The following is a 14475-nucleotide window of genomic DNA, read 5'->3' on the forward strand; positions in this document are numbered from 1 at the left end:
TTATCGATTATAGTAAAATTCTATCAAATATTTGCGAATTATGTTATTACGATTATATTACATATTCATTACAAAAGGGTCCACCTAGAATAATTAATTCATAGGTGGACCCTTTTTCACTATCTATTTAGAAAAGAAGAGTTTTCCGCTCTAGAAATAAAGACAGAGTAATTAGCTCTCGTCATTTTTTCGTGAGGTTTGAAATTGCCATCAGGATAACCTTCTGTTATACCTTGATTTGCAATTTTATATATTTCTTGATAACCAGTAATACTTTTATTTACATCGTTAAATTCTTGCCCAGTTTCATTAGAAAGATGATACGCATTAGCTAATAGGATTGCCATTTCTGCTCTAGATACATATTGTTCAGGCCTAAAGGAACCATCAGGAAAGCCTTGTAATATATCCTTTTCCAAAGCTGATTGGATATATCCCGAGGCAAAGTATTGATTACCTACATCTGTGAATTTAGTTTTTCTTTTGTCTCCGTTTAGCCCTATAGCTCTCCCAAGTATTGCAACTGCTTGTCCTCTTGTAATGTTAAGATTCGGTTTTAATACATTTTCATCTACTCCATTTAAAATCCCTTGGTGATTCAAATACATCATGTGGGGAGCATACCACTCATTTCCTTTTAAGTCTTGAAAATATGGAGAAAAAACAGAGACTGACTTTTCTACTACTCTTGTTTCCCCAGAATCCATATTGAAATGAAATTCATATTGATAATTACCTTTTGGTCTATAATCAAAGTATTGATTGTCTTTATAATCACTTACTAGTAGTTTTTTATTTTCGTAGATATCTAGAGAATCAGTATCCTCATCCATATCAAATTGAAATTCTATCTCACTATTTTCTACTTTCATTAAAGAAGCAGATGGTAGTTCCTTATTCACGGGTACATCAGAGAACCTCGCGAGGCCGAACCCATATAAAGGGTCTCGCCCGTTTTCTCCTAAATCTAAAGTAGTTGTAACCAACTTATTACGTAACGTTTCATTGTTTTCATTGGGATACTTTTCTTTATACAAAGCTAAAAGCCCTGTAACATATGGTGTTGCCATAGACGTCCCAGACATCGGTGCATATCCATCCTGCACACCGTCATAAATATCGGCACTTAATGGTATAGTACTAATAATATTTTTACCAGGGGCGGAGACTTCTACCGTTGAACCAGACGAAGACTCTTTCATTCTTTGTAAATATTTATCAACACCCGCTACCCCTATAACACTAGAATACTTAGCAGGGTAAAGGACCGTATCACCAGTGCCAGAAGAGTTGCCGACATTTCCAGCAGCCGCTACTATTAATAATCCTCTTCTATATGCTTCATCAATAATTGCTTTTAAAGCTGGATCGTCCGCTGGAGTAGTAAAACTTAGATTGAGAATATCCATATCATTTTCTAGAGCCCACTCAATCCCTGTAAGTATTGTCGTGGTAGTACCTAGTCCGCTATAGTCCAACACCTTGACACCGTAAAGTTGAATATTTGGTGCTACACCAACCATTCCAATTCTATTGTTTAGAGCTGCTATAATTCCTGCCACATGCGTGCCATGTCCATTGTCATCTTGAAAGCCATTATTACAATTAATTTTCAATGCACAGGTTCCACCAACCACATTTAGGTCAGGATGAGTAGAATCAATCCCAGTGTCTAATACCGCTACTTTTATACCTGTACCTTTATACTTACTTCTTACTTCATTTGTTAAGTTCATATCTTCAAATGCCCAAGGGGTTGATTGCTCCATAACTTTATAAGCTTTTTCTTCTTGAATAAGACGTATACCATTTTCATTCTTAAGAACATCCATTTGATTTTTAGATGCCTCTACCGAAACAGCCGGGACATAAGTAAAGTCTTCCAATATAGTAATATCATTTTTGTTTAAAAGTTCACTATCAACCTTTTCATCGAAAAAAATGACGTATTTTTTGTTCTCCTGTGTTTCCCCGTTGGAAACATTGGGTAATACAAAAGTAAGTAGTAAAGGAACTAACAAAAAAGGAATAACTTTCTTCAACTTTTCACCCTCTTTCTACCAAAAAAGGAGCCTGCTTTACAAGACCCCTTTTCAGTATTATTTTAATGTAATTTTTTTGATGGTGAGGCTCCTAAATTCTCATATAAATAAGAGATATCTTTAAGACCTTCATAATGATAATAATAGTCGAGGATACCTAAATATAGTGCCTTAGCTGCTTTTTGTCTCCATTCCGCAGAAGCTAACTTAGCATTGTCTGATTTATTATCAATAAATCCTAATTCTACTAAAGAAGCTGGCATTGAATTTTCTCGAAGGACATGAAGATTTTTTTCTTTCACTCCCCTATCAGATAAGTTCCATGCATTAATGAGTCTATTTTGAAGATAAGTTGCCAACGCCTTACTTTCTTTCACATAGGAGTTGTTAGCAGATCTATAATAGTACGATTCAGTACCAGTTGCACTTCCATTAAAGGCATTTGCATGAACACTAATAAAAATATCACCATTATTTTCTTCAGCAAATGCGACCCTTTCCCAAAGTTCTAGGAAAACGTCCTTTTCTCTTGTAAGTTTAACATTAAAAGGACTATCCTCCAAGTAGTTTTTAAGTCTAATAGAAGTATCTAAAACCACATTTTTTTCCAATAACCCATAGCCAGAAGCTCCTGGATCTTGATCTCCATGACCTGGATCGATGATAAGTGTTTTGTTTTTTAGAATTCCTTCGATATCTGTTACATCTGTCTTACTGAGGTAGGCGCTATGTACAAACCCTTGTTTACTATTAGATTCTATATAAGCCCACTCTCCAATGTAGTATGCTACTTTCACTTTATCACTAGAGTTTAATTTACCTTTTATAGAATAGAGTGTGGAAGGTCCCGAACGAAAGTTCAAATTATTCGTTGTTACATAACGAGACTTATTAAAAGATGCTTCCTGTCCCAGCAGCCTCATTTCAGCATTTATACTTCGAGCAAGAAAAACTGCAAAGTCGGATCTTTTAATAGATTCTTTTGCACCAAATGACCCGTCTGCCATTCCTTGGGCGATCCCCATTGAGAGTAGTTGATGAGAAGCAGCTGTTATCGTAGTCGAATTATACTCAAAAGCACGACTTATTAATAGGGCCATCTCCCCACGAACAACAGGTTTGTCAGGTTGGAAACTACCATCTCGATACCCCGTTATAATCCCGAGTTTTGCTGCTTCTTGAATATAGCCAGAAGCAAAGTGGTTTGAACCCACATCATTAAATTCAGTTGCCCTTTGGTCTCCATCCAGTTGTAGTGCCCTTCCAATCATAGCAGCAGCTTCCGCACGAGTTACTGTACTGTTTGGTTTAAAATTCCCCGCCAAATCCCCATTTGCTATTTTTCCAGTGGCAAGGTAGAAAATCTCCTCTTTTGCACGATGAGATTCACCGATGTCATTAAACGTCATTCCATGAACTTCTGGAACGAGTGAAAACGCTAAAATTAAAGTGATACATAAGCCAAATACTTGTGAAATGCGTCTCACTGTGTTATCTCCTTTCGACATTTTTCCCCATTTTACCATATTCCTTCCCCTTACTCTATACTTTACTTCTATTTATCTACTTGTTTTTTCAAAACTCCCTTTCTAACTTTAACTAAAACTATTTCTTACTAACTGTGTTTCACCCCTTTACGGGAACCCGATCAAATAATTTAGTGAACTTCACATAATTATCCATCACCCGATACTTCAATATAAAAAGCAGTATTCTTATCAAAAGAACACTGCTCTCTTATTTATTCAGCTAGTAACTCTAACGTATCTTTTTCTTCAGGAATAGTTGTTGCTGATTTCACACTGTATTTCTCCCCTAAAAGATAACCAAAGCCTTGTGAATTAATTAGATCTATCTCAAAACTTTTTAGTGGGTGATTAATTTTCACTAGGTATTTCAATTTTGACTCAATCATCTTATCGAAGATTGAACTTCTCGGGTAATTTATTTTTTTAAATAACTCTTGACTCTTCAGTAGGTCTACCAATGTGAGTGTCTCATAGTCATTTCCGGTAAACTCCAACTCTCCATTTACTTGATACCAAAGATCACCATTTGAACGAATCCATTTAGGGTATAGATTTTCAATTCCAGCTTTTAACTCTCGAGCAGTCTTAAAATAGACTTCAGCTCCTGTTTGCTGATAGGTTTCAATTAGAAAGCGCATTTCTCCAAGAGCATGATTTAGGGATGTATGAGTAATTTTACTTCCTGGTGCGTAATAATCAGCTATTAAATAACTAGAAACAGTAACAGGAATGGTATTGCCCATTTCCTTTTGCTGAGTAAGAAAATCAGCATATTTAAGATTTGCCACACTCAATGATGGAATATTAAACGTTTCTCCAGTGTTTTTTAAGAAAAGTGCTGTATTTTCATTATGCCTTGTATCAATGTAAGGAGCTGTTGTGCCATAAGCCTTTTTCAACCATGTACTTGTGTATTCCTTTTTAAAGACAGGGACCTTTCCAGCTGTTAAGGCTCCATCGGAATATACATCTAAGTCGGCAACAGAATTCATTACTAAATCATAAAAATACCTTTCATCTGTGCTTTTATATGCATTTAGGTACATTCCACCCTGGATATTGCCAAGGTTTCTTCCATATCCCATTTGATACCCAGGTTCTATTGACCAAGGAAGTTTTGAATAGACTCCTTCTGCTGTTAACCATTTATTAATTACTCGATATTCATCAATACTTCGGCTAAACCAAGAATCAATTGATGATTGTTTTTCAAGAAGTTTATGGTTCGATAGTAAAGCCCAGCTTTCTGAAATTGCATTACTCGTAACTTTCATGTTTAGATTTACTTGAACACTCGAACCACTTTTAGTTATATTATAGCTTTCATATTCTTCTAACAGTTCACGTAAAACTGATTTTTGTCCGTCATTGTATACTTTTTCTCTACGAAGCGATGTATAGTTTTTACTTAACATTAGACTACTTTCTAACCCAGAAGCACTATATAAATTTAATAATCCTATTGGGTGTGTTGTTGGGTCAACCCCAAACGTTCCACTATGACCGTGTTCTATAGTTCCATACTTCTCAATTTTTTTAAGGTCATAAGAATCAATGTTAGTAATTGGCAAAGTTATGGAAGCAGAATAAGTATTATCTCCATTATGCTCAAATTGAGAAAAGACAAAGGTGTCCCCATTATCTAATGTTCTTAATGTAAGCTTCAGTTGCCCAAGCGGTTTACTTGCATAACCCATATGATAGTAATAATGTGTATCAGTTGAACGAATATGCTTTACTGCTGTTTTCTTGAAAAAATTTAACGGAACTCCTTTCGTATTCATTTTAACACCTATTTTATTACCATCATCTAAAGTGACCTGAACATGGGAAGCAGATAAATTTACAGATTCTCCTGGTTTAGCCGGAGAGCTTATTGGCTGATCTTCAATTAACCCTTTGTCTACTAAAAATGTAAATAGTCTATGAATAAATACAGCTGATTCTGCACGGGTTGCTGTAGAAGAATGATCTAATGCATTTTCTTTTGTCCCTTGAATAAACCCATATTGAACCGTTCTACTAAATGCTGTTAAAGCATATTCAGGCACAGAACCAGCATCAGTGAATTCTAGAGTTGCTCTCTCTTTAAAGTCTCCGTTTAACTGTAGTGCACGATCCAGCATAACGGCTGCATCAGCCCTGGAAATCTTTTGATTAGGCAGTGCTTTCCCGTTTAAAGTCCCTTTAACAATTCCAGCTTTTTTAGCTGCAGAAATTTCTTCATAAAGATTACTCCCCTTTGTTACATCAACAAAAGACGAAGAACCTTTTGGTAAATCTAACGCTCTAACTAAAAAAGCCGCAAATTGACCACGAGAAACATCTGCATTTGGACGAAATGAGTTGTCTTTAAAACCTTCAATTATCCCTCTTTCTACCAAGCTGTTAATTTCCTCTTTTGCCCAATGGTCACTTACATCACTTAAAGATTGGGCATTAACAGTAGGCTTAGGTACTATAATAGTACAAATAAAGAGAACCACAATTAGACTAATAATCTTTTTCAAACTATCCCCTCTTCTCACGAAATATTTCATTAAGTTTACTTTTATAGTAAAACATATGTATACACAATCGCAAATAACTGAAGATATGTAAAAGTTAGGAATATGTAAGTGACCAGGTACTTATCCTGAAATAGTTTCCAATTAGCCCTCACCGAAAAAAAAGATTTCACATTAAATATAGTGAGGTGATACTTATGCCAACAGTAGGAAGAGATATTGGACACGGCTCTAATACATGGGAAAATACTAGAGGTAAAGGTGTTAAAGTTAATGGGAAAGTTTATGAGGAACATGACTTTAATTCGAGGTTAGCTATCGAATTGGATAAACATTTACAACGTAATGGCATTGATGTCGTGGCAATACAAAAACCTTTTAGAAACGAGATTGATTTGAAGACTAGAACAGATTTTTATAATAGTCAAAATGTAGATTTGGTTTGGTCTCTACACGCCAATGCTAATAGTAATAAGGATGTAAACGGTATTTGTTGTTTTTATTGGCATGACCACCCTGATTCTAAAAGAGCTGCAGAGCTATTCATAGATGAACTCAACAAGGCAGGATTAGACACACACGGTAATGGATTACACGCTTCTGTACCCGGAACTTGGACAGACTTGCACATTGTTAGAGAAACCAAAATGACTGCTGTACTTACGGAGAACGGATTTATGACAAATTCTACTGACTTTGAAAATATTTTTGGTAAAAAACAAGAAGAATATATTAAAAGGTTAGCCGTTGTTCATGCTAAGGCTATTTGCAGATACTTTAACATTACTTATAAAGAAAAGGGGGATGAAATCATGGATCCATCTAATCAAGCAATAAGAGACAGTGTCTCTATTGTTCTAAAACGCTTAGAAAATAAAGAAAATGGAATTAGTCCTAAATGGAGAAACGACTTTCTAGACGGGAAATTAACAACATCTGATGCTATTGGGTTAATTTATGTAGCTTTAGAAAGAGGGTTAATCCAAGGAGATAAATAACGATAAATACTCCCCTTCCCCTTGATAGAACATTTATGTTTTCATTTAATAAATATTAGACAGCTTACGTTTTATCTACAGAACCTATAAATTCCAAGAATATTATATTTAAACTAGAAGAAATAGTAGTGAGAGAATAGGCTGCACAAAATGCTTTAGATTCCATTTATATTAGCATAGAATCCTTTAATAACAATACCATTATCCTAAGGTATCTGTGTGGTGCTATCTGATGATTGTACTGAATTAGCTGTCATTTTTGACAACTTCGACTCAGTAAGGAAAGATGGGTTGCTTTATATTGACGACATAGAAATTCCGTTTGACTACAAAAAAACAGTTGCCGGAGCTGGCACTATTACTATTGAAGGATTTGACATCTAAATTAACCTTGAAGGGCCACTACTGCATCGGTATTCCTTCCTGTGACAGATGATGTAACAAACCTAAACGAAATGGGATTAATAATAAATAACGAGTTTGAAACAAGCAAAACTATTAATGTTGTTTTGAAAAGCACTAATGTAGAAGCTACTAAGGCTGGTGAGAGACTGACTTGGGGAACTCTCAAAAATAATGGTACAACTTTTAACCTTAATGACAATGAAAAATATGATATAATCCCAGTAAGAAACTATGTATTAGAAGCACCTTTTACCGATAAAGCAAATAATATAACTACATTAACACTTAATATTACAGTTCAATAATACTTTGAAGGGAACCTTTTTGAATAAATAGTTTCGGTAATAGTTTAATTCTTAAATTAAAACACGACGCTTCAACAAATAAAAAATTTGGAATATTACCACAGAAAATTGCATAATAAAATAAACAGTTTTCTCGTATTATTCATTAACCTCTCTTGCTGTTTTCCTATCCGATTATTGGTAAAATGTAGGTAGGAGGTGTTTTAATGATGAAAAAGTATCCATTAGCTGTTTTTTGTTTTGCGTTATTACTTATTTTTTTTAGCGGTTGCCGAGCACCTCTAACAGAAGAAGCCCCTGTCCAAAAACGTGCTGACTCGAAAAATGGTATTACTATCAAAACCGAAAAGGTTGAATATCCAACATCAGTTAAAAAGATTATTGTTAAAATTCAAAATGACAGCCCTAAAGAATTTTCCACAGGTATTCATGTATTCCTTGAAAAAAAAGTGAAAGATACATGGTATAAGGTGCCAATGAAAGACGAATCCTTCACAGAACTAGGTTTTATGCATCCTCCAAATAAATCGTCAACCCTAGTTCTTAATGTCAATGACCTGAAATATAAGCTAACACCTGGTGAATATCGAGCTACTATCGGTGAACTTGCTGCCCCATTTGAAGTTGTAGAGTGAAGAAGAACCAAGTTAGGTTCTTTTCTTTTTTATCAATAACTAACAGAACAATTTGTTTCACTGTTTTTGTCAACTGTGTCATTTTTTATCTATATTTATAACTGTCTACTCCCATAAGCGCAATCCATAGGAACTTACCGGTTTTGTCAACTTTTTGAAAGGCTGTTTACTGCCACCCAGAACTAAACCTGTTAAAATAAAAATAATACATAAACGTTGGAGGGGATGCCAAATGAAAATACTAATAGTTGGAGCCGGCGCAGTCGGCGGCTATTTCGGAGGAAGATTGATTGAAAAAGGCGAAGATGTTACCTTTCTTGTTCGCGAAAAAAGAAAACAGCAGTTAGAGGAAACCGGGCTTGTTTTAGAAAGTGTTCATGGTGATGTAACAGTAAAGCCTCATTTGATCCAGACGGGTGAAAATGTTGAAGCCTACGATGCTGTTTTATTGTCGATGAAGGCCTATCACTTGGAAGGAGCAATCGAGGATTTCCGCCCATATGTTGGTCCTGAAACGATGATTGTACCGCTCCTCAATGGAATCTCTCATATCGATACGTTGGTTGATACATTCGGTGAATCGAATGTTTTAGGCGGTTTATGTTTCATCGAATCCACGTTGAATGAGCAAGGGCATATTGTCCAAACTAGCCCTATTCATGATCTCATATTTGGGGAAAGAACTGGAGAAAAAACGGAGAGAATTACTAAACTTCAACAGGCTTTCAACGGGACGAAGGCAAATTTTGTGTTATCCGAAAATATCAACAGAGATATGTGGCATAAGTACTTATTTATTTCAACATTATCAGGTGTTACTTCCCTATTCCGCTCACCAATCGGTCCTATTCGCGATGACGAGCTAGGTGCTAGTACTATTCAGAATACACTGGACGAAGCAGCATCGATTATGAGAAGCATCAATGCTCCACTTGCTGACGATATTGTAGAAGTGAATTGGGGTAAGCTTCAATCTATGGCACATGAAATGAAGTCGTCCTTGCAGCGTGATATGGAAAAAGGACTATCTGTAGAGGGCGATCACTTTTATGGATATTTACTAGGGATTGCGAAAGAGAAAGAGATTGCAGCTCCGACGCTTGAGAAAATTTATGCGAATTTGCGGATTTATGAGAAGCAGTGATAGGTGATAGGGCAATCAGTCTCCCTGGAATTGGGGGGACTGATTTTTTAAAAGTAAAACTGTTCTCGAACCTTTCTTCCACTACTTTTCCGGTTTCAAAATGGTGCGCTGCAGCGGAACTCCGCCCATCGAAACATTTCTTTCAATAAACAAATAACGTTTACCATCTATTACAAACCGATAATTCCCTTCATACTTTACGTCCATCCCCCTGCTTTCTAGTTCCCGTTGAATCGCTTTAACATACTTATTGTAGTCAATATAGCGTTCATCCAAGTCAATAACGATATGATCTTTCTTATAGCCCATTAGCCAGTTGAATAAGAAAAATGCACCTAAAAGTATTGCTATAACTACTACACCTGTAATAATGCTCCCCATTTTCTCTCCCCCTACTTTATTCCTTTTATATCCTTACGCACAAAATAAATAATTGGTTTCAAATTTCAACCATATTATTACTTAACTATATCGTTTTATTTCTAATCGCTAATTTTGTTTCGAAGTTTGCTTTTTATATTGTATTAGAATGCAAGCCTTTGATCCTTTCTTTTCTCTTCCCATCTACTATTTTTCAGCAAACATATAAACAACCACTATCCTTTTCACTCATAATTCCTTCTAGTCAAAATCGAAATAATTGTCAAATTTCTCTTGACTACTTTAAAACTTTAAAGTATTATGAATTTCAAATGTTAATTGAATAGCGAAAATATCTTCTTATCCAGAGAGGTGGAGGGACTGGCCCTTTGAAACCTCGGCAACGGGTTCTTTACTGAATACCGTGCCAATTCCTGCAAGTGACCAATATGCACTTGTAAGATGAGAAGAGCGGTTTATTTACATATACGTAGGCCCCTCTTCTTCCTGTTAAGAAGAGGGGCCTTTTTGTTTTATTCCATTCTGGTCGAACCTTTAGCACTGTAAAGCAGTCGGGGACGGACCTCTACAACTAAAAACTTTAACAATTTACCGCGTTACCTTATCCGGGGACGGACCTAATAGAAGGAGGGACAACATGATTTCACTACAAAATGTAACAAAGGTGTTTGAGAGTAATGGAAATCCGGTTCATGCTGTGAATGATATTAGCTTGGACGTTGAGAAAGGGGAGATTTTTGGTGTTATTGGATTTAGTGGTGCTGGGAAGAGTACGCTAATCCGTTGTGTGAATTTACTAGAAAGACCGACGAGCGGTAAGATTTTTATTAATAATAAAGATATGACAGAGCTCGATCAGGCAGCTCTTAGGAAAACACGACAAAAGATTGGGATGATTTTTCAGCATTTTAACTTGCTGCATTCTCGGACCGTTTTTGGAAACATTGCTTATCCTCTTAAGCTCGCAAAGTTTTCTAAAGCAGAAATTACTAAACGGGTGACAGAGCTCCTTCAATTCGTGGGGCTAGAGGATAAAGCAAGTTATTATCCGGATCAGCTTTCAGGAGGACAAAAACAGCGTGTCGGAATTGCAAGAGCATTAGCAACTTCACCCGATATCCTGCTTTGTGATGAAGCAACATCAGCCCTTGATCCGCAAACAACGGATGCAATTTTACAACTGTTGAAAAAAGTAAACAAAGAGTACGGAATAACAATCCTAATGATCACGCACGAAATGAATGTTATCCGCGAAATTTGTGACAGAGTTGCCGTGATGGAAAACGGAAAGGTTATCGAGCAGGGTACCGTTTTTGATGTTTTCTCTCAACCAGATAGTCGCACAGCGAAAAACTTTGTAAGAAGTGTCATGAATGATCATATTCCAGATTCAATACTAGAACAGTTGAAATCGAATCAGCCTTCTAATATTTATAGATTAATATTTTTAGGGGAATCTGCCAGCCAGCCGCTTCTCTCTCAAGTGAACAAACAATTTGATGTCGAAGCGAATGTGTTATTTGGACAGATTACGGAGTTGCAAGGAAAGCCTTTTGGAAATTTAATTGTCGAGTTCAAAGGCAAACAAGAAGAAGTAAGAAAAGCACTCGACTTTGTAGAAAAACAAATCTTAGTGAAGGAGGTTAGGGAATCATGAGCATAAATTGGGGTACATTTTGGCCAAGAATTATTGAAGCTACTTGGGATACACTCGTTATGGTCGGATTTTCGCTATTATTTGCCGCTTTAATTGGGATTCCTTTAGGAATTGCTCTTGTTGTGACAAGGAAAGGTCACTTGATGGAGCAGCAAGCTGTTTTTAACATTTTAAATGGGATTGTTAATATTTTTCGCTCGATTCCATTTATTATTTTGATGGTTGCAATTATCCCTTTTACTCGCGTTATTGTGGGAACATCGATTGGGACGGCGGCTGCAATTGTTCCATTAGTCGTTTTTGCTGCGCCATATATTGCTAGATTGATTGAAAGTTCCTTACTTGAAGTCGAACCAGGAGTTATTGAAGCAGCTGAAGCGATGGGTGCTACTCCGTGGCAGATTGTTTTTCAAATATTAATTCCGGAAGCTTTAAGCTCGATTGTATTGAATATTACAATTGCAACAGTTGGACTAGTCGGCGCATCCGCAATGGCTGGTGCTGTCGGGGGAGGCGGCCTTGGTGACCTTGCAATCGCCTATGGGTATCAACGGTTTGAGACATCTGTCATGATTGTGACCGTTATTATTCTTGTTGTGATGGTCCAAGGAATGCAAACATTCGGAAACAGATTTTCTAAATCCATTAGAAGAAGATAGTAGGATGGTTTTATAAAAATTACTTATAAGGGAGAATCACCATGAAGAGAAAATTTGGAATTATACTTACATTCGCTTTATTAGTTGGAGCTTTACTTGCTGGTTGTTCGGGCGGTGAAAAGAAAGTCGTGAAGGTTGGTGTCAACGGTTCTGGTGTACCTACTTGGGAGTATATTAAAGAGAAAGCGGCAGACGAAGGAATTGAAATTGAACTTGTTGAATTTGCCGATTATGTTCGTCCTAATATGGCATTAGCTGATGGGGACATTGATATCAACTCTTTCCAAACAATTTCTTATTTCAATTCATTTATTGAAGAAAAAGATTTAGATCTTTCACCGATTGGTACAACGTATATTGCACCAATGGGACTATACTCTGAAAAATATAAATCAGCCGATGAAATTCCAGAAGGCAGCACTATCGCTGTCCCACAAGAAGCAACAAATATGGGACGCGCCCTTCTACTTTTACAAGAAGCAGGCTTAATTGAACTAGAAGAAGGCTTTGATGGAAACGGTGATCTTGAAGCCATTACAAAAAATCCAAAAAACATAAAGTTTGAAGCTGTTGTTGCAGCACAAACACCGCGTGTACTTCCAGACGTAGCTGGTTCTGTTATCAACAATGGTGTAGCAGTAGAAGCTGGATTCATCCCTGTGGAGGATTCCATTTTCAGAGAAGGCGACACAGCAACGCCTTATATTAATATCATTGCTGCTCGTACAGAAGACAAAGACAATGAAACATACAAAAAGATTGTTGAAATCTTCCAAACGGATGATGTAGCAGATCACGTGAATAAAGTATATAAAAAATCACTAATTCCAACATTCGTACCGCTTAGCGAAATTGGAGAGTAATTTATAGGGGAGGGCTTTGGCTTTGTTCCGGGAGGTTTTGTTCCTGGAACAAATCAAGTCTTTTGTGCCAGGAACAATTCATGCTTTCTGTGCCTGGCACAAAAAAACAAATTAAATGGAGGTATACATATGACTGCTGTTCAAACGTTTGATCAAATAAAAGAAAGCATTCTTTCTAAAATTGATGGCTTGGAAAAGGAACTGATTTCGATCAGTCATTCGATCCATGATAATCCTGAAATTGGTAATGAAGAGTTTTTTGCTTCGAAGTTGTTGTCTAGTTTTCTTGAAAAGCATGGATTCACTGTGGAACGCGGTGTTGCTGGTCATGAAACAGCTTTTCTTGCTCGTAAAAAGTCCGATAAGCCCGGTCCAGCGATTGGCTTTTTAGCAGAGTATGATGCACTTCCAGGATTGGGCCATGCATGTGGACACAATATTATTGGAACAACAAGTGTGGCAGCAGGAATTGCCCTCTCTTCCGTTTTAGAAGAAACTGGCGGTGAAGTGTTAGTTCTTGGAACACCTGCTGAGGAAGGCGGACCAAATGGAAGTGCGAAAGGAAGCTTTGTCAAACATGGATTGGTTGACGGAATTGATGCTTGCCTAATGGCTCATCCTTTTAACCGCACTACTTTTACTGGAGAAACGTTAGCAGTCGATCCGCTTGATTTTGAGTTTCATGGAAAAGCTGCACATGCTGCTGCGTCTCCTGAAGATGGGATTAATGCATTGGACGGTGTTATCCAATTATTCAACGGAATCAACGCCCTTCGCCAGCATGTAACAGATGACGTTCGAATTCACGGAATCATCACGCATGGCGGTGAAGCACCAAATATTGTTCCTCAATATGCAAAGGCTCGATTTTTTATCCGAGCGAAGACTCGTATAGCTTGTGATGAAGTAACGAAAAAAGTAAAGACTATCGCAGAAGGTGCTGCATTGGCTACCGGAACGAACCTTAACATTATTAAAATTCAAAATGAAGTAGATCATTTTCAATTGAACCGTACGTTTGATAAAGTATTCCAAACGGTAGTGGAATCGCTTGGCGAACCTTTTGATGCAACAGAAAGAAAAGGACTTGGCTCATCTGATGCCGGAAATATTAGCCGCGTTGTCCCAACGATTCATCCTTATATTAAAATTGGACCTGAAAATCTCGTTGTTCACACAGATGAATTTAGAGAAGCAGCCAAATCCCCCGAAGGAGATCGTGCTTTAATTTTTGGTGCGAAGGGCTTGGCATTGACAGGCTTGGAAGTTTTGACGGATTCGGATTTATTAGCTGAAATGAAGAAGGAATTCGAAGAACGTAAACAGGCGGAATTAAATGGATAAACTATG

The 14475-nt window shown here is 36.9% G+C and carries 13 protein-coding genes and 1 riboswitch; of the genes, 9 read left to right on the forward strand and 4 right to left on the reverse strand.

The window, feature by feature from the left end:
• Nucleotides 1-119 precede the first annotated feature (119 nt).
• From ACFSUL_RS20525 to ACFSUL_RS20535, 3 genes are all read right to left on the reverse strand, one after another.
• The gene (locus tag ACFSUL_RS20525) at nucleotides 120-2042 is read right to left on the reverse strand and encodes a S8 family peptidase (RefSeq protein ID WP_377938129.1); all 1923 of its coding nucleotides are present in this window, start codon (nucleotides 2040-2042) and stop codon (nucleotides 120-122) included.
• A 62-nt stretch (nucleotides 2043-2104) separates the two neighbouring features.
• On the reverse strand, nucleotides 2105-3529 hold the full coding sequence (locus ACFSUL_RS20530) for an N-acetylmuramoyl-L-alanine amidase (protein WP_377938131.1): 1425 nt from the start codon (nucleotides 3527-3529) through the stop codon (nucleotides 2105-2107).
• Between the two features lie 254 nt (nucleotides 3530-3783).
• Nucleotides 3784-6081: an S-layer homology domain-containing protein gene (locus ACFSUL_RS20535; protein WP_377938133.1), complete on the reverse strand. Its 2298-nt coding sequence runs from the start codon at nucleotides 6079-6081 to the stop codon at nucleotides 3784-3786.
• A 194-nt stretch (nucleotides 6082-6275) separates the two neighbouring features.
• On the opposite strand from ACFSUL_RS20535, the gene ACFSUL_RS20540 reads away from it, so the two are divergent.
• The 5 genes from ACFSUL_RS20540 to ACFSUL_RS20560 all read left to right on the forward strand — a co-directional run bounded on the left by ACFSUL_RS20540 (nucleotide 6276) and on the right by ACFSUL_RS20560 (nucleotide 9565).
• Nucleotides 6276-7076 carry an N-acetylmuramoyl-L-alanine amidase family protein gene (locus tag ACFSUL_RS20540; RefSeq protein WP_377938135.1) on the forward strand — a complete coding sequence of 267 codons (801 nt, stop codon included), beginning with the start codon at nucleotides 6276-6278 and terminating at the stop codon, nucleotides 7074-7076.
• A gap of 222 nt (nucleotides 7077-7298) precedes the next feature.
• The gene (locus ACFSUL_RS20545; protein ID WP_377938137.1) at nucleotides 7299-7460 is read left to right on the forward strand and encodes a hypothetical protein; all 162 of its coding nucleotides are present in this window, start codon (nucleotides 7299-7301) and stop codon (nucleotides 7458-7460) included.
• A 41-nt stretch (nucleotides 7461-7501) separates the two neighbouring features.
• Nucleotides 7502-7786 (forward strand): hypothetical protein, encoded by a 285-nt coding sequence (locus tag ACFSUL_RS20550; RefSeq protein ID WP_377938139.1) that lies wholly within the window; start codon nucleotides 7502-7504, stop codon nucleotides 7784-7786.
• A 206-nt stretch (nucleotides 7787-7992) separates the two neighbouring features.
• Nucleotides 7993-8421, forward strand: a complete 429-nt coding sequence (locus ACFSUL_RS20555; protein WP_377938141.1) for an immunoglobulin-like domain-containing protein — start codon at nucleotides 7993-7995, stop codon at nucleotides 8419-8421.
• Nucleotides 8422-8653: 232 nt separating this feature from the next.
• Entirely contained in the window at nucleotides 8654-9565 is a 912-nt protein-coding gene (locus tag ACFSUL_RS20560; RefSeq protein WP_377938143.1) for a ketopantoate reductase family protein, read from the forward strand.
• Between the two features lie 81 nt (nucleotides 9566-9646).
• On the opposite strand, the gene ACFSUL_RS20565 is transcribed toward ACFSUL_RS20560, so the two are convergent.
• Nucleotides 9647-9946 (reverse strand): hypothetical protein, encoded by a 300-nt coding sequence (locus ACFSUL_RS20565; protein ID WP_377938146.1) that lies wholly within the window; start codon nucleotides 9944-9946, stop codon nucleotides 9647-9649.
• A gap of 336 nt (nucleotides 9947-10282) precedes the next feature.
• Nucleotides 10283-10394, forward strand: a riboswitch (SAM riboswitch).
• Nucleotides 10395-10583: 189 nt separating this feature from the next.
• Here ACFSUL_RS20565 and ACFSUL_RS20570 point away from each other — a divergent pair.
• The 4 genes from ACFSUL_RS20570 (at nucleotide 10584) to ACFSUL_RS20585 (ending at nucleotide 14469) form a co-directional block, all read left to right on the forward strand.
• Nucleotides 10584-11603 carry a methionine ABC transporter ATP-binding protein gene (locus ACFSUL_RS20570; protein WP_377938148.1) on the forward strand — a complete coding sequence of 340 codons (1020 nt, stop codon included), beginning with the start codon at nucleotides 10584-10586 and terminating at the stop codon, nucleotides 11601-11603.
• Complete coding sequence (locus tag ACFSUL_RS20575; RefSeq protein WP_377938150.1) at nucleotides 11600-12262, forward strand: methionine ABC transporter permease; 663 nt, start codon at nucleotides 11600-11602, stop codon at nucleotides 12260-12262. The genes ACFSUL_RS20570 and ACFSUL_RS20575 overlap by 4 nt, the downstream gene beginning before the upstream one ends.
• Before the next feature lie 41 nt (nucleotides 12263-12303).
• Complete coding sequence (locus ACFSUL_RS20580) at nucleotides 12304-13125, forward strand: MetQ/NlpA family ABC transporter substrate-binding protein (RefSeq protein WP_377938153.1); 822 nt, start codon at nucleotides 12304-12306, stop codon at nucleotides 13123-13125.
• Between the two features lie 129 nt (nucleotides 13126-13254).
• Nucleotides 13255-14469 (forward strand): M20 family metallopeptidase, encoded by a 1215-nt coding sequence (locus ACFSUL_RS20585; RefSeq protein WP_071410648.1) that lies wholly within the window; start codon nucleotides 13255-13257, stop codon nucleotides 14467-14469.
• Nucleotides 14470-14475 lie beyond the last annotated feature (6 nt).

The organism is Bacillus seohaeanensis (assembly GCF_042684945.1).
GTDB classification, from domain to species: Bacteria; Bacillota; Bacilli; order Bacillales; family Bacillaceae_B; genus Rossellomorea; species Rossellomorea seohaeanensis.